At 61.5% G+C, this 14999-nt stretch carries 17 protein-coding genes; 5 read left to right on the top strand and 12 right to left on the bottom strand.

What is annotated here, in order from left to right; all coding sequences use genetic code 11:
- Positions 1 to 65 precede the first annotated feature (65 nt).
- Both FHX11_RS09660 and FHX11_RS09655 read right to left on the bottom strand, forming a co-directional pair.
- Positions 66 to 623 carry a DUF177 domain-containing protein gene (locus FHX11_RS09660; RefSeq protein ID WP_184357351.1) on the bottom strand — a complete coding sequence of 186 codons (558 nt, stop codon included), beginning with the start codon at positions 621 to 623 and terminating at the stop codon, positions 66 to 68.
- 9 nt (positions 624 to 632) lie between these two features.
- Positions 633 to 1247, bottom strand: a complete 615-nt coding sequence (locus FHX11_RS09655; RefSeq protein ID WP_184357539.1) for a ubiquinol-cytochrome C chaperone family protein — start codon at positions 1245 to 1247, stop codon at positions 633 to 635.
- 222 nt (positions 1248 to 1469) lie between these two features.
- Here FHX11_RS09655 and FHX11_RS09650 point away from each other — a divergent pair, with 222 nt between their 5' ends.
- Positions 1470 to 1979, top strand: coding sequence for an outer membrane protein assembly factor BamE (locus FHX11_RS09650; RefSeq protein ID WP_184357349.1), 510 nt, complete (start codon positions 1470 to 1472; stop codon positions 1977 to 1979).
- A gap of 72 nt (positions 1980 to 2051) precedes the next feature.
- Here FHX11_RS09650 and FHX11_RS09645 read toward each other — a convergent pair whose 3' ends face one another.
- From FHX11_RS09645 to ribH, 3 genes are all read right to left on the bottom strand, one after another.
- Positions 2052 to 4190 carry a sodium-translocating pyrophosphatase gene (locus FHX11_RS09645; RefSeq protein ID WP_184357347.1) on the bottom strand — a complete coding sequence of 713 codons (2139 nt, stop codon included), beginning with the start codon at positions 4188 to 4190 and terminating at the stop codon, positions 2052 to 2054.
- A 247-nt stretch (positions 4191 to 4437) separates the two neighbouring features.
- A complete protein-coding gene (gene nusB, locus FHX11_RS09640) occupies positions 4438 to 4920 on the bottom strand; it encodes a transcription antitermination factor NusB (RefSeq protein WP_184357345.1) in 483 nt (160 codons plus the stop codon).
- A gap of 4 nt (positions 4921 to 4924) precedes the next feature.
- Positions 4925 to 5380, bottom strand: coding sequence for a 6,7-dimethyl-8-ribityllumazine synthase (gene ribH, locus FHX11_RS09635; RefSeq protein ID WP_184357343.1), 456 nt, complete (start codon positions 5378 to 5380; stop codon positions 4925 to 4927).
- Positions 5381 to 5580: 200 nt separating this feature from the next.
- On the opposite strand from ribH, the gene FHX11_RS09630 reads away from it, so the two are divergent.
- Genes FHX11_RS09630 through FHX11_RS09620 form a run of 3 tightly spaced genes read left to right on the top strand, consistent with a single transcriptional unit; the run spans position 5581 to position 7170 of the window.
- Positions 5581 to 6081 carry a cupin domain-containing protein gene (locus FHX11_RS09630; protein ID WP_184357341.1) on the top strand — a complete coding sequence of 167 codons (501 nt, stop codon included), beginning with the start codon at positions 5581 to 5583 and terminating at the stop codon, positions 6079 to 6081.
- Positions 6082 to 6133: 52 nt separating this feature from the next.
- Positions 6134 to 6658 (top strand): GNAT family N-acetyltransferase, encoded by a 525-nt coding sequence (locus tag FHX11_RS09625; RefSeq protein ID WP_184357339.1) that lies wholly within the window; start codon positions 6134 to 6136, stop codon positions 6656 to 6658.
- A 32-nt stretch (positions 6659 to 6690) separates the two neighbouring features.
- Positions 6691 to 7170 (top strand): GNAT family N-acetyltransferase, encoded by a 480-nt coding sequence (locus tag FHX11_RS09620; protein WP_184357337.1) that lies wholly within the window; start codon positions 6691 to 6693, stop codon positions 7168 to 7170.
- Positions 7171 to 7226: 56 nt separating this feature from the next.
- Here the strand turns inward: FHX11_RS09620 and FHX11_RS09615 are convergent, their stop codons facing one another.
- The 7 genes from FHX11_RS09615 to FHX11_RS09585 all read right to left on the bottom strand — a co-directional run bounded on the left by FHX11_RS09615 (position 7227) and on the right by FHX11_RS09585 (position 13827).
- A complete protein-coding gene (locus tag FHX11_RS09615) occupies positions 7227 to 7847 on the bottom strand; it encodes a riboflavin synthase (protein WP_184357335.1) in 621 nt (206 codons plus the stop codon).
- The gene (gene ribD, locus FHX11_RS09610) at positions 7847 to 8956 is read right to left on the bottom strand and encodes a bifunctional diaminohydroxyphosphoribosylaminopyrimidine deaminase/5-amino-6-(5-phosphoribosylamino)uracil reductase RibD (RefSeq protein ID WP_184357333.1); all 1110 of its coding nucleotides are present in this window, start codon (positions 8954 to 8956) and stop codon (positions 7847 to 7849) included. Before ribD ends, FHX11_RS09615 begins: the two co-directional genes overlap by 1 nt.
- Positions 8957 to 8958: 2 nt before the next feature.
- On the bottom strand, positions 8959 to 9435 hold the full coding sequence (gene nrdR / locus FHX11_RS09605) for a transcriptional regulator NrdR (protein WP_184357331.1): 477 nt from the start codon (positions 9433 to 9435) through the stop codon (positions 8959 to 8961).
- A gap of 9 nt (positions 9436 to 9444) precedes the next feature.
- Positions 9445 to 10743, bottom strand: a complete 1299-nt coding sequence (gene glyA / locus FHX11_RS09600; RefSeq protein WP_184357329.1) for a serine hydroxymethyltransferase — start codon at positions 10741 to 10743, stop codon at positions 9445 to 9447.
- Between the two features lie 176 nt (positions 10744 to 10919).
- Positions 10920 to 12233: a L,D-transpeptidase family protein gene (locus FHX11_RS09595; protein WP_184357327.1), complete on the bottom strand. Its 1314-nt coding sequence runs from the start codon at positions 12231 to 12233 to the stop codon at positions 10920 to 10922.
- 509 nt (positions 12234 to 12742) lie between these two features.
- Complete coding sequence (locus FHX11_RS09590) at positions 12743 to 13258, bottom strand: MarR family transcriptional regulator (RefSeq protein WP_184357538.1); 516 nt, start codon at positions 13256 to 13258, stop codon at positions 12743 to 12745.
- A 131-nt stretch (positions 13259 to 13389) separates the two neighbouring features.
- The gene (locus FHX11_RS09585; protein ID WP_184357325.1) at positions 13390 to 13827 is read right to left on the bottom strand and encodes a DUF6163 family protein; all 438 of its coding nucleotides are present in this window, start codon (positions 13825 to 13827) and stop codon (positions 13390 to 13392) included.
- A 145-nt stretch (positions 13828 to 13972) separates the two neighbouring features.
- Between FHX11_RS09585 and hemB the strand changes: the two genes are divergently transcribed.
- The gene (hemB, locus tag FHX11_RS09580; RefSeq protein ID WP_184357324.1) at positions 13973 to 14986 is read left to right on the top strand and encodes a porphobilinogen synthase; all 1014 of its coding nucleotides are present in this window, start codon (positions 13973 to 13975) and stop codon (positions 14984 to 14986) included.
- The last annotated feature ends 13 nt before the right edge of the window (positions 14987 to 14999 follow it).

The following is a 14999-nucleotide window of genomic DNA, read 5'->3' as shown; positions in this document are numbered from 1 at the left end:
TTTGGCGTCAAAATACCGGTTTCTCCCCGCGTTACAACTGAATTGTGTTCAATTGCCAGGGGGGTCTATTCCTTTTTCCAGTCTTTCAGGACCGCGAATGGCGAGGGTTTCTTGTCATCTTCGCCCGTGTCCTCGACATGGTCTTCAAACGCGATGCCCGGCTTGCGCGGATAGGGATCGATGGCAAGCGCGGCGAATTCGGCGACGACGGCGCCGGCGTCGATCGTATCTCCGGTAAAGGTCTCCGGAAGATCGGGACCGTCGGGATCGAGCACCATTTCGCCGGCATCCGTCGACGGTGCGCGGGCCAGCTTGGAATCCTCCGGCACGAAGATCTGCTCGAAATCCTCGTCGATCTGCGATTCCACAGGATCGAGTGTCACGACGCAGGCCTGGACGATCTTCGCGCGCACATTGCCCTTGAGGCGAATGCCATCACGCTTCCAGCGGGAAATCTTGAGATCCGCCTCAAGCTTCTCCACCGAAAGGACGTCCCACAGCTTGGCAAGGCCGGCAAGCTCCCGGTTGTCGGCCTCGACATGCACCTCCACCGGATTGGCGGAGATGTGACCGACCTTCACCGGATAGGAAAAGGGTGTTTCGTCGGAGTTGTGTTTTTTCATTCTTGTCTCCTAAGCTACGTCTTTGCCAAACCCATCGGGCAGAGGCAGAGTTGCCGAACCAGTGGCGATCTCGGCCTCGGTCACATCGGCGAGATGCGCTTCCGCGGTTACCATCCAATCCGCCAGGCCGAGCATGGTGGGAGCCCCCTCGCCGGCCTTGGGATGGATGTTGCGCCGAAGGGCCGCCGCCAGTGCCTCGCGATCGCTCGCGTCCATGGCGGCAGCATAGCTCTCAAGCCGTCCGTAGAACATGCCCGCCAGCTTCTTCATCCGTTTCGGTACGCTGTTGTCGCCGATTCCAAGTTCGCGGATCGAATAATCGATATCCTCGAAAAAGGCATCGACAATTTCCTGCGCCAGTTCCTGGCCACTGGTTGCCGACGAACGCGTCCGCCGAAAAAACAGGATCATCATCACCGACAGCAGCTCGAAACGCCCCATGACCGTGTCCGGCACGTCGTAATCGGTATAAAAAACCGGCTGGCGCGCCATCGCGGTCAGGGTTTCATATTGCCTGACGACGATGATCTGATTGTGATTTCTTTTTCGGAAGAGCCCAAAAATCATGAAAATTCCCGGAATTGGCTCATTCAGAGAGCCCGGTCGCGCTCGGCCTTGTTGCATCCATGTGAAAGCTGGTTTACCGAAGCAGGCGCGAATTGCAATGCCGTTTGTGCCCGCTTCAAGGCCCCGCCCCGACCTGTCGTCACGCTGTGCATGATTGGTGATGAAGAGTGCCGAACAACATTGTTGAACCTTCCGCCATCGCGGAAAGGCCACAATGATGTGCACAGCAAGATCATATCGGCCGCTTGGCCATCGGTTTGATTCATTAGGGGAGATGAGATGTCGTTGACGAGGCGGTATTTCAAGTCTGACAGAACTTTCATCAGCAGTGCCGCCATCACTCTGGTGATCGCAACAGCGGGACTTACAGGCTGCAAGACCAGCGAGGTCATGAACAACGGCTACATCTTCGACCAGCAATCGCTCAATCTCGTGCCTGTTGGTTCGAGCCGCGAGCAGGTGCTGCTGTCTCTCGGCACGCCGTCGACGACGGCAACCTTCGATGGCGAAGTCTTTTACTATATCTCCCAGAAGCGCACCCGCGCCGTGGCCTTCATGAAGCCGAAGCTGGTCGACCAGAACATCCTGGCGATCTATTTCGACAAGGACGGCATCGTGAAGCAGGAAGCCAATTACACGCTGAAGGACGGCAAGGTCTTCGACATGATCAGCCGCACCACGCCGACCGGCGGCCGCGACATCACCTTCCTGCAGCAGATCCTGCAGGGCGGCGGCAACGGCATCAACGGCGCGAGGAACTTCCTCAACAATCTCAATCCGGGCCAATAAGCCGGATAGATCGCATCAAAAAACCCGCGAGGCGCGAGCCCCGCGGGTTTTTCATTGGTTACGCTCTCGTCCTTATCCGGCGAGAATGGCAAGCAGCAGCAGCGCGACGATATTGGTGATCTTGATCGCCGGATTGACCGCCGGACCGGCGGTATCCTTATAAGGGTCGCCGACGGTATCGCCCGTCACCGACGCCTTGTGCGCTTCCGAACCCTTCAGATGGCGCGTCCCGTCCTTGTCAACGAAGCCGTCCTCGAAGCTCTTCTTGGCATTGTCCCAGGCACCACCGCCCGACGTCATCGAGATGGCGACGAACAGGCCGTTGATGATGACCCCCAGCAGCGAAGCCCCGAGTGCCGCAAAGGCCGAGGCCTTGGAGCCGGAAATCAGCAGCACGCCGAAATAGACGACGACCGGCGCCAATACCGGCAGCAGCGACGGGATGATCATCTCGCGGATGGCGGCCTTGGTCAGAAGATCGACGGCGCGGCCGTAATCGGGACGTTCCGTGCCCTGCATGATGCCCGGCTTTTCACGGAACTGCTTGCGCACCTCCTCGACGATCGAGCCCGCCGCACGGCCGACCGCCGTCATGGCAATGCCGCCGAAGAGATAGGGAATGAGGCCGCCGAACAGCAGGCCGGCGACGACATAGGGATTGGAGAGTTCGAAGGAGATCGTTCCGACATTGGCGAAATAGGGGAACTGATCGCCATGGGCGGCGAAATATTGCAGGTCGTTCGAATAGGCGGCGAACAGCACCAGCGCGCCAAGACCGGCCGAACCGATGGCATAGCCCTTGGTCACGGCCTTGGTGGTGTTGCCGACCGCGTCCAGGGCATCCGTCGACTTGCGCACTTCCGGCGGAAGATGCGACATCTCGGCGATGCCGCCGGCGTTGTCGGTGACCGGGCCGAAAGCATCGAGCGCGACGATCATGCCGGCCAAGCCGAGCATGGCGGTGACGGCGATGCCGGTGCCGAACAGGCCGCCGAGCTGATAGGTGGCAAGAATGCCGCCGACGATAACGATCGCCGGCAGTGCCGTCGATTCAAGCGAAACGGCGAGACCCTGAATGACGTTGGTGCCATGACCGGTGACCGACGCCTGGGCGATGGAGTTGACCGGCCGCTTGTTCGTGCCGGTATAGTATTCAGTGATGACGACGATCAGTGCCGTGACGACCAGGCCGACGATGCCGCAGGTGAAGAGCTTCGCGCCGGTAATGTCGAAGCCGGCGACGGTTCCGATCGAACCCCAGCCGACGGTCAGCGAAGTGGCGGCCCCGAGCCCGATGATCGACAGGATGCCGGTGGCGATCAGGCCCTTGTAGAGCGCGCCCATGATCGAGCCATTGGCGCCGAGCTTGACGAAGAAGGTGCCGATGATCGAGGTGATGATGCAGGCGCCGCAAATCGCCAGCGGATAGATCATGGCGGAGGCGAGGATCGGCGCGCCGGCGAAGAAGATCGCGGCCAGAACCATGGTGGCGACGACGGAGACCGCATAGGTTTCGAACAGGTCGGCCGCCATGCCGGCGCAATCGCCGACATTGTCGCCGACGTTGTCGGCAATGGTGGCGGGATTGCGCGGATCGTCCTCGGGAATGCCGGCTTCCACCTTGCCGACCAGATCGCCGCCGACATCGGCGCCCTTGGTGAAGATGCCGCCGCCGAGACGGGCGAAGATCGAAATCAGCGAAGCCCCGAAGCCGAGCGACACCAGCGCATCGATGACATCGCGCGAGCCCGGCTCATGGCCGAGAACGCCGGTCAGCACGTAGAAATAGATGGAGACGCCGAGCAGCGCCAGGCCGGCGACCAGCATGCCGGTGATGGCGCCCGATTTGAAGGCGATGTCGAGACCGGCCGACAGGCTGTGCGACGAGGCCTGCGCGGTGCGGACATTGGCGCGCACGGAGACATGCATGCCGATGAAACCGGCAGCGCCGGACAGGATGGCGCCGATCAGGAAACCGAAAGCGGCTTCGGCGGACAATAGCAGCCAGGCTGCAATGAAAACGATGACGCCGACAATGGCGATGGTTCTATATTGACGAGCGAGATAGGCCTTCGCGCCTTCGCGAATATAACCGGCTATCTCCTGCATGCGCGCGTTGCCCTGATCGGCCGACAAGACCGATCGGGTTGCCCAGACGGCATAGATCACCGAGAGCAATCCGCACGCGATAACTCCTAAAAGAATCGACATTTCGCTTTTTCCCTCCAAAAAAGCCGGCGGTTTACTCCTCCCCCGGCCGCCTGCACGACGGCGGCCCCCCTCCTCCTCGGCGGCCGGCAGTCATGCAAACTGAGATTGCGTTTGGGAAAACGTCGCGTCAAGACCGCCCGCGGGTAAAACACCCGAAGGAGGTTCAAAAGAAGATTCGTAGATGAAATCAGACGCGAACGAAGGAAACGAAAGCCGGCGGCACCGTTACCGGCGCCGCTATCGCGGCTTATTTCTTGGCTTCGCCGCGGACCTGCCTGGCGATTCGGTCGAGCACGGCGTTGACGAGCTTCGGCTCATCCTCTTCGAAGAAGGCATGCGCGATCTCGACATATTCCGTGACGATGACCGGCACCGGCACATCCTTGCGGTCGAGAAGCTCGAAGGTGCCGGCACGCAGGATAGCGCGCACGGTGCTGTCCAGGCGCGACAGTGCCCAATCGTCCTGCAGGGCCGAGCCGATCAGCGGATCGAGCCGGGTCTGCTCGCGCACGACACCCGAGACGATGGAACGGAACCAGGACGCGTCGGCCTTCAGATAGGTGTCGCCGTCCAGTTCCTGTCCGAGACGATGCGCCTCATATTCGGCCACCACCTCCAATACGCCGGTTCCGCCGACATCCATCTGATAGAGCGCCTGAACCGCGGCAAGGCGGGCTGCCCCACGCTGGTTCGCCGTCTTTGCCGGCCGCTCGTTATCCTGATTGCTCATGAATTTATGCACCCAACTTCTGTTTCAGCGCGATCATCGTCAACGCTGCGCGGGCGGCAAAGCCACCCTTGTCCTTGTCCGAACGGCGCGCCCGCGCCCAGGCCTGATCGTCGTTTTCGACGGTCAGAATGCCATTGCCGATCGCGAGGGATTCGCTGACGGACAGATCCATCAGCGCACGCGAGGATTCATTGGCGACGATATCGAAATGATAGGTTTCGCCGCGGATGACCATGCCGAGGGCGACATAGCCATCATAGATGATACCGCCATTGTCGCCGCCGTCGAGCGCCATGGCAATCGCCGCCGGAATCTCCAGCGCGCCGGGCACGGTCACGATGTCATAGGTCGCGCCAGCTTCTTCGAGCGCGGTCTTGGCGCCGTCGAGAAGGGCATCGGCCATGTCGTCGTAGAAGCGAGCTTCGACGATCAGGATATGGGCATTGCTGGAGCTGGACATACGTCACCTGCGAAATGAGAGGGCGGGCAGTACCGTTTAACGGCGGGTCAAACCACGGCGGGCCGCGCTTGGCAAGTGTTTTTCGGCCGCCGCCGCGATTCTGGCCCGGTTTTGGGGACGAACGGGCTTTGCCGGAAATTGCATCTTCCACCGTCACTCCCGCTTCGATAATAATTTGCCACCGGCAGCGGGAGGGCCAGATGACAGAGAAAACCAAATTCGCGGTCAACACCGGCGAACTCCAGCTCGACCATTGGCAGCAGGGACGTTTTTTCGCCGGCAGCGACATCTCCTTCGGCGCGCTGATCGGCTTGAAGGATCTCGGCATCAGCTATAACGAAGTGCCTCCGGGCAAATCGGGCTGTCCGTTTCATAATCATCATGTCGAGGAGGAGCTCTTCGTCATCCTCGACGGCGACGGCGAATATCGCTTCGGCACGGAGCGCATTGCCGTTACGAAAGGCGATGTGCTCGGAGCACCGGCCGGCGGCCATGAGACCGCCCATCAGCTCATCAATACCGGTCCCGGCGTACTGACCTATCTCGTCATATCGACCAAGGCGAAGACGGAGATCGTCGAATATCCCGACTCCGGCAAATTCCTGGCCAAGACCAATCGGACCGACGCTTCGAAACCCTTCCGTTTCATCGGCCGCGATGGCGATCCCATGGATTATTGGGACGGTGAACCGGGCGCATGACACGACGCTCCTGAATGCTGCAATGCCCTGAAGGAAGGAAATCGCTCCCACCATGACTACTATCCCCACCTTGACGACGGAACGGCTGATCCTGCGCGCCCATCGGCTGGACGAATTCGAGGATTATGCCGCGTTCTGGAACCAGGCGGAGCTGATGCGCTTCGTGGGCGGCGAACCGCCGACGCGCGAACAGACATGGGCGCGTTTTTTGCGCTACACCGGCATGTGGCATCATCTCGGCTTCGGCTTCTTTGCCATCGAGGAACGCGGCAGCGGCCGCATCGTCGGCGAGGCCGGCTTTCTGGATTCCCATCGCGACATGAATCCGACGACGGAAGGCACGCTGGAGACCGGCTGGGCGATCTCGCCGTCATTGCAAGGCAAGGGCTATGCAACGGAAGCCATCCGGGCAGCCATTGCATGGGCCGACCGCACCTTCGCCGACCGGCGCATGACCTGCATCATCGATCCGGACAACACGCCGTCGCTACGGGTCGCCGAAAAGGTCGGCTTCCGCCGGATCGGCGAAACCTTCTACAAGGGCTCAACGAACGTCATGCTCGAGCGCTGGAAATAGGACGGCGCGATCGTCGAAGGTATGTCATGCCCATGAGCCAGCCACATCGCCTCAGCATAAGAGACTATGAACCCGCTGACGCGGGAACGACGATCGATATTTTTCTAAGAGCCATCCGGGACGTCGCCTCGAAGGACTATACGCCCGCGCAGATCGATGCCTGGGCGAAGGTCGACGATGCCAGGGTCTGGGCGCAGTGGCGCGCCAGCCGCCCGACCTGGCTGGCGATCTGCGATGGCGCACCCGTCGGCTTCAGCGACCTGACGCCGGATGGCTGTCTGGACATGATGTTCGTGCATCCGGAGCATCAGGGCAAGGGTGTCGCCAGCCTGCTTCTCGCGACCGTGGAAAAGGCTGCCAGAGAACAACGGCTCCGGCGGGTCTTCACCGAGGCCAGCCTCACCGCCCGACCCTTTTTCGAACGAAAGGGGTTTATCGTCCTGGCCGCTCAGACGGTCGAAAAGCGTGGGCAGAGGCTTGCGAATTTCCGCATGGAAAAACACCTCGCCTGAGGGGCCGGGATTTCGGCTATAGCCGGGCAGCGACGCCCGGCTTAACCCAAATCAAGTCAGCTCGCCTTGGGGGCCGGGAATTCCGCCAGCCGCGCGGCATAGCGAGCCATGGTATCGACTTCGAAATTGACGAAATCGCCGGCCTTGCGATCTCCCCAGGTCGTCACCTCGAGCGTATGGCGGATCAGCAGCACGTCGAAATCGGTGCCGTCGACGGCGTTGACCGTCAAGGACGTCCCGTCGAGGGCGATCGAACCCTTGGGCGCGACGAACTTGGCAAGATGTTCGGGCGCGCGCAGGCGAAAGCGGGTGGCGTCGCCCTCCTCGGTCACCGAAAGGATTTCCGCCTTGCCGTCGACGTGGCCGGAGACGATATGGCCGCCGAGTTCATCGCCGATCTTCAGCGAGCGTTCGAGATTGATGTTGCTGCCGGCCTGCCATGTGCCGATGGTGGTCAGCCGCAGGGCTTCTTCCCAGGCCTCAACCTCGAACCAGCGGCCGTTGCTTCCCGTTTCCGGCAGACCGGTCACCGTCAGGCAGATGCCGGAATGGGAGATCGAGGCGCCCATGTCGATAGTCGCCGGATCGTAATTGGTGGCGACCCGCAGCTTGATGCCCTCTTTGAGAGGAGACACGGATTCGACCTTGCCGATGTCGGTGACAATTCCGGTGAACATCAAAAACCTCTTTCAAATTCGTCGCAGCGATCGTTGCCGAACTGGCTCGCGCGGATATGCCTGAAACTCGCAGGGATATTGGTCTTCGTGACCGGCGATTCAATACCGCCCTCGCCGATCGCATCCGGCCCCTGGAACAGAAGGATGCGGTCAACCAGATCCGCCTCGAGAAAACGCTGCGCCGTGCGCGCCCCGCCCTCGACCAGAAGCGAAGAAATGCCGCGCGTGCCCAGCGCCTCCAGCAACTCTCCCGGCTGGCTGGTCCCGGATTGCAGCACCTCGACGCCGGCAGCATCCAGCGCGGCGCGGCGGCTCAGGAAAGCCTTGTCGGTATTTTCGTCGAAGGACGGCGGATGGCCGGCAACCGCGATGACAGGATATTGCCGCGCCGTCCTGACCAGCTTGCCGTCCAGCGGAAGCTGGAGATCGTCGTCGATGACGATGCGCAGCGGAGAGCGCTCCTCCAGGCCCGGCAGCCGGCAGGTCAGTTCCGGATCGTCGGCGATGGCCGTGCCGATGCCGACCAGAATGGCATCGCTTTCAGCGCGCAGGACCTGCACCTGGGCGCGGGCGATATCGCCGGTGATGCGCACCTGCCCAGCCCCCGTCTTACCGATCATGCCATCGGCGGAAACGGCAAGCTTGAGAGTCACATAGGGCCGGTTTCTCGTCTGGCGCATGAGATAGCCGGCAAGCGAGCGCCTGCCCTCCTCCTCCAGAATGCCGGTATCGACCTCGATCCCCGCATCCCGCAGCAGCGCGATGCCACGCCCGGAAACACGTTGGTCGGGATCGGTGACGCTGATGACGACACGCGCCACGCCATAGGCGATGAGCGCCTCGGCGCAGGGCGGCGTCTTGCCGTAATGGGAGCAGGGTTCCAGCGTGACATAGGCCGTCGCTCCCCTCGCCGCCTCGCCGGCTTCGGCAAGCGCCTGCGGTTCGGCATGCGGCCGACCGCCGACCGCCGTCACGGCGCTGCCGATGACGGCGCCGTCCTTGACGACAAGGCAGCCGACGGAAGGATTGGTGGAGGTCAGCCCGAGATGCCTGCGCGACAGGCGGATAGCCGCGGCCATGAAGCGCTCGTCGTCAGGCCGCGTCGCCATGGTCAGGGGTCCAGCGGATCGCGAGCGATCTTGGCGTTGATCTCGGTGATGACGTGCTCGAAATCCTCCGCATGCGAGAAATCGCGATAGACGGAGGCATAACGCACGAAGGCGACATCATCGAGGCTCTTCAGGGCTTCCAGCACCTGAAGGCCGATCTGTTCCGAGCTGATTTCCGTTTCACCGGAGCTTTCCAGACGGCGGACGATGCCGGAAACGGCGCGTTCGATACGGTCGCGATCGACCGGGCGTTTGCGCAGGGCGATCTCGAAAGAGCGCACCAGCTTGTCCCGATCGAACAGCACCTTACGGCCGGTCTTCTTGATGACCATCAGCTCGCGCAGCTGCACGCGCTCGAAGGTGGTGAAGCGGCCGCCGCAATCCGGACAAATGCGCCGACGGCGGATGGACGTGTTGTCCTCCGCCGGGCGCGAATCCTTGACCTGGGTATCTTCTGAACCGCAATAGGGGCAGCGCATGCGCTCTCCTTAGCCCAGGTAGCCATACATCGGGAAACGGTCGGTCAGCTTGACCACCTTCTCGCGTACGGCAGCCTCGACGGCGGCATTGCCTTCGTCGGAGTTGGCAACCTTCAGACCATCGAGCACTTCGATGATGAGGTTACCGATCTCGCGGAACTCGGCTTCCTTGAAGCCGCGCGTCGTACCGGCCGGCGTGCCGAGGCGGACGCCTGACGTGACGAAGGGCTTTTCCGGGTCGAAGGGGATGCCGTTCTTGTTGCAGGTGACGTAGGCGCGGCCGAGAGCCGCCTCGGCGCGCTTGCCGGTGGCGTTCTTCTTGCGCAGGTCGACCAGCATCAGGTGGTTGTCCGTGCCGCCGGAAACGACATCGACGCCGCCGGAGATCAGGGTCTCGGCGAGAGCCTTGGCATTCTTGACGATCTGGGCGGCGTAGTCCTTGAAGGACGGCTGCAGCGCTTCGCCGAGGGCAACGGCCTTGGCGGCGATGACGTGCATCAGCGGACCGCCCTGCAGGCCGGGGAAGACGGCCGAATTGAACTTCTTGGCCAGATCCTCGTCATTGGTGAGGATCATGCCGCCGCGCGGGCCGCGAAGCGACTTGTGCGTCGTGGTGGTGGCGACATGGCAATGCGGGAACGGCGACGGATGCTGGCCACCGGCAACCAGGCCGGCGATATGGGCCATGTCGACCATCAGGTATGCGCCGACGCTGTCGGCGATCTCGCGGAAGCGCTTCCAGTCCCAGATGCGGGAATAGGCGGTGCCGCCGGCGATGATCAGCTTCGGCCTGGTTTCCTCGGCCTTGCGCTGCACTTCGTCCATGTCGAGCAGGTTGTCGCCTTCGCGCACACCGTAGGACACGACGTTGAACCACTTGCCGGACATGTTGACCGGCGAACCGTGCGTCAGGTGACCACCGGAATTGAGATCGAGGCCCATGAAGGTGTCACCCGGCTGCAGCAGCGCCAGGAAGACGGCCTGGTTCATCTGCGAGCCGGAATTCGGCTGGACGTTGGCGAAGTTGACGCCGAACAGCTTCTTGGCGCGTTCGATCGCGAGCTCTTCGGCAATGTCGACGAACTGGCAGCCGCCATAATAGCGCTTGCCCGGATAACCCTCGGCATATTTGTTCGTCATGATCGAGCCCTGCGCTTCCAGCACGGCGCGGGAAACGATGTTTTCCGAGGCGATCAATTCGATCTCATGCCGCTGGCGACCCAGTTCCTTGCCGATCGCGCCAAAGATTTCCGGATCGGTATCGGCGAGCGAGCGATTGAAGAAAGGTTCGGTGGAAGCAATGGTCATGGTGGAAGCTCCTGAACGGGCCGGATCGGCAATGGGACGGTATTAGCGTCAGGGTCGCCCGAGAGCAATACGATCAGCGACATTTGCTGGGCATTCTACGATGAGCGACGCCCACAAACGAAAAAGCCGCATCCGGAGATGCGGCTTTCTGTGCATATCGTCGATCGACGGCCCGATTATTGAACCGGCTGCTCCATGCCCTGGGTCGTGTCCAGAGCGAGCTCGGGATTGCCGTCGAGCTGATAGATATCGTCGCGGAACTGCACGATACCGTCGGCAGCGCTCCAGGCGGAGATATAGACGAAATAGACAGGCACTTCCGTCGCGAGCGTGATCGGCGTGTTGACGCGGCTGGCGATGACCTGCTCGATGCGCTGACGCGGCCAGCCGGGCGTTTCGGCGAGCAGCCAGTTGGTCAGGTCGCGCACGTTCTGAACGCGCACGCAGCCCGAGCTGTCGAAGCGCATCAGCTTGTTGAACAGGCCCTGCTCCGGCGTGTCGTGCATATATTCGTTGTTGGGGTTATGGAAGTTGATCTTCGTGGACGCCATGGCGTTGGTCTTGCCCGGATCCTGACGGAACATCAGGTTCGGCGCCTTGTCCGAATTCCAGTCGACCGATTCCGGTGGCACTTCCTGGCCCTTGCCGTCGAACAGACGGATGTTGTTCTTCGTCAGATAGGTCGGGTCCTTGCGCATCAAGGGCACGATATCCTTGATGATGATGGAACGAGGCGCCGTCCAGTACGGATTGAGGATGACCTCGTAGATCTTCGAATTGATGAGGTGCGTCGGACGCGAGATGCGGCCGACGATCGCCTCGTGGCGCAGCGCCACCTGGCCGTCTTCCACGGCTTCGACATAGGTCGCCGGGACATTGACCATGACGTGACGACGGCCGAGATCGGACGGGAAGGTCTGCAGACGAACGAGGTTGGTGTTGAGCTGCTGCAAGCGGACATCGGCGGGGATGTTCATCGCCTTCAGCGTGAAATCGCCGATGACACCATCCGCCGGCAGGCCATGGCGAGCCTGAAAGCGCTTGACCGCGCCGTCGACGTAGGAATCGAAGGCGGAAGACATGCCGGCTTCCTTCGGCAGGTCGCCCGTTATCATCAGATGCTGGCGCAGCGTCTGCACGGCCGGAGCAGTGGCGCCAAGCTGCAACGGCTGATCGCCGGCGGGGCTGATCTGCGGCCAGCCGCCATTGGCGACGATGCCCTGATATTGGGTGATCGCCTGCTGGATATTCGGTACGGAATCGGGGCCGAGGATCGGTGTATTGGAAACGACCGCCGCCGCGGTGCGGGCAGCCGCCTTCGCGTCGAACTGATCATCCCAGTTGCCGCGGGCGCGATTGTTGATCAGCGCATCGAGAGGCGTCTGGTCCTGTGCAAAAGCCGGGGCTGCCAAAGCGGCCACGCCAAAAGTTGCCGCAGACCGCAGGAAAGAGCGGCGCGAGAAAGGTTCAATTCCGTTTTTCTTCGACATATCCCTACCGTTCGACGCTGCGACCGATTTCATCCGCAGCCAAGAGAGGAAGCAGTAAATACCTCAGCTTGCGCCAGGCATCGCAGTCAGTATCAAGCCGCGATCTTTACGCATCACACAAGTTCGCCACGGAGCTTCACAATGTTGCGAGCCCGAGGCGCCAAGGCGTGAAGATCAAGACTTGTAGGCGCCGCTTGCCGTTTGTTTCCGCTGTCATAGCAATATGGCCAATTCGTGTCGCCAGGCATGAAACTTGCTTCAGCCTGCCGGCGCGGGAGACCAGCATATTGTATTTGCTAAAATACCACCAGATGAACGTGGTTCATAGCGGCTGTTGATCCAACGTCAAGGCGCAGATGCAGCATACACGGTGTGCACCGCAACGTCGCGGCGGGGAGTGGCAAAAAGCGCACAGACGGCCCCGCTTCAAACGCATGCAGGCCGGATGCGCAGGGAACGCATCCGGCTTGTCAGACTGGAGTCTCTTACCGCAGGTCCGCCGCGAGGGCTTACATGCGATAGGCGATGCTGTCGTTCCAGAAGCGGTCGAGGCGCTGCAGGAGCTTGTTCATCTGGGTGAATTCGTCGGTGCCGATGCCGCCGACCTTGTCGATGGAGCCGATATGGCGCTCGTAGAGCTTGGCGACGGTTTCGGCGATCTCCTGACCGCTGTCCGTCAGGCTGATGCGGACCGAGCGGCGGTCGATGCGCGAACGCTGGTGGTTGATGAAGCCGAGGTCGACCAGCTTCTTGACGTTGTAGGAAACGTTGGATCCGAGGTAGAAGCCGCGGGAGCGTAGCTCGCCGGCGGTCAGTTCGGAATTGCCGATGTTGAACAGGAGCAGCGCCTGCACGGCGTTGACGTCGTCGCGACCCTGGCGGTCGAACTCGTCCTTGATCACATCGAGGAGACGGCGGTGGAGACGCTCCACCAGGTGGAGGGATTCCATGTACAGGCCACGGATATCCTCGACCTGCTGGTCACGAGCGTTTGCAACTGCCTGCGGCTTGATTTTCGTGTTCATCATGACTTGGCCTCACTGTTTTGTTTGGCGGTGTCGTTTTCTTCCCGCCTTGAGTGAGACCCTATCGAATACACATAAAATTCTACTTAAACTGCAAGCTTAACAGCACCTTACCGCCAAGCGTTGCTGTCTCAGGGTAAATCAACCATTACCTGCTGCCGGCGCCGGCGCTTCTCCAGCCATAGAAGAATGCGGAAGGCGCAGTAGATGACGGCCACGCATCCATGCAGGATCATGATGAGCGGATTGGCGCCGAATATCTGCGGCCAGAGGCCATACATCAACGCCTGACCGCCCGCCGCCAGCACCCACATGACCGGCCCCCAGGAGACCGTCAGCCACAGGCCGAGTGCGGCGACCGGGAAGACGACGGCCAAGCCGGCGCTCGCCACTTTCCAGGGCAGGTTCAGCAGGTCGAAGCGCGCCTGACCCGCCAGCGAATAGCCGACCAGCATCGACCAATATTGCAGGCCGAGCCACAGGCAGGCGACCGCGATCAGCCGCAGGAACAGCACGAACAGCATATCGGTCAGCGTGGTCTTAGGTCTGGTCGAAGAATCAGGTTCCATGGGCGAACAATACGTAGGAGGAGCCGGGCTCGCCAGAGCCATAATGGCTGCGGCCTTTCGCCCGGTTTTGAATCCTGGGGACAGCATGATAGGTACGCTGCCTATATATTGAGGCCATAGATAGACCAAAAAGGATGGCGGCATCATGCAGGACAAGACGCATCTTGTTGACGAGATCACCGGGCACAGGCGGATGCGGCGCAACCGCAAGGCCGACTGGACGCGTCGCCTCGTGCAGGAAAACCGCCTGACTGTCGACGACCTGATCTGGCCGATCTTCCTGATCCCCGGCAAGGGCATCGTCGAACCGATCCCGGCCATGCCCGGCGTCAACCGCATGACGGTCGACAAGGCAGTGGAAGCGGCAAAGGAAGCGGCCGATCTCGGCATCCCTGCGCTTGCCACCTTTCCCAATATCGAAATGGAACTGCGCGACGAGACCGGCTCCAACAGCCTCGAGAAGAACAATCTCATCAATCTCGCCACCGCCGCCATCAAGAAGGCCGTGCCGAACATCGGCGTCATCACCGACGTCGCGCTCGATCCCTTCACCAGCCACGGTCATGACGGCATCCTGCGCGGCAACGAAATCGTCAACGACGAGACGGTGGAACAGGTGGCACGCGCCGCCGTCTACCAGGCCGATGCCGGCGCCGACATCATCGCGCCGTCGGAAATGATGGACGGCCGCATCGGCGCCATCCGCCGCGCGCTCGACGCCGCCGGGCATCAGGGTGTCGGCATCATGAGCTATGCCACCAAATTCTCCTCCTCCTTCTACGGCCCCTATCGCGAGGCGATCTCGACCGGCGGCCTGCTGAAGGGCGACAAGAAGACCTATTACATCGACCCGGCCAACGGCACGGAGGCGGTGCGCGACGCGGCCCTCGATGTCGAGGAAGGCGCCGACATGCTGATGGTCAAGCCCGGCCTGCCCTATATCGACATCTGCTGGCGGCTGAAGGAGGCTTTCGGGCTTCCGACCTTCGCCTATCAGGTCTCCGGCGAATATTCGATGATCAAGGCTGGGGCGGCCAATGGCTGGATCGACGGCGAGAGGGTGATGCTGGAAACGCTGCTCGCCTTCAAACGCGCCGGCTGCGACGGCATCCTCACCTATTTCGCCGTCGAGGTGGCCAAGCTTCTCGCCAAGAGGTAATCCCTGGCCACAG

The organism is Rhizobium sp. BK602 (genome assembly GCF_014195095.1).
GTDB lineage: Bacteria > Pseudomonadota > Alphaproteobacteria > Rhizobiales > Rhizobiaceae > Rhizobium.
This window is presented reverse-complemented; position numbering and strand designations above follow the sequence as displayed.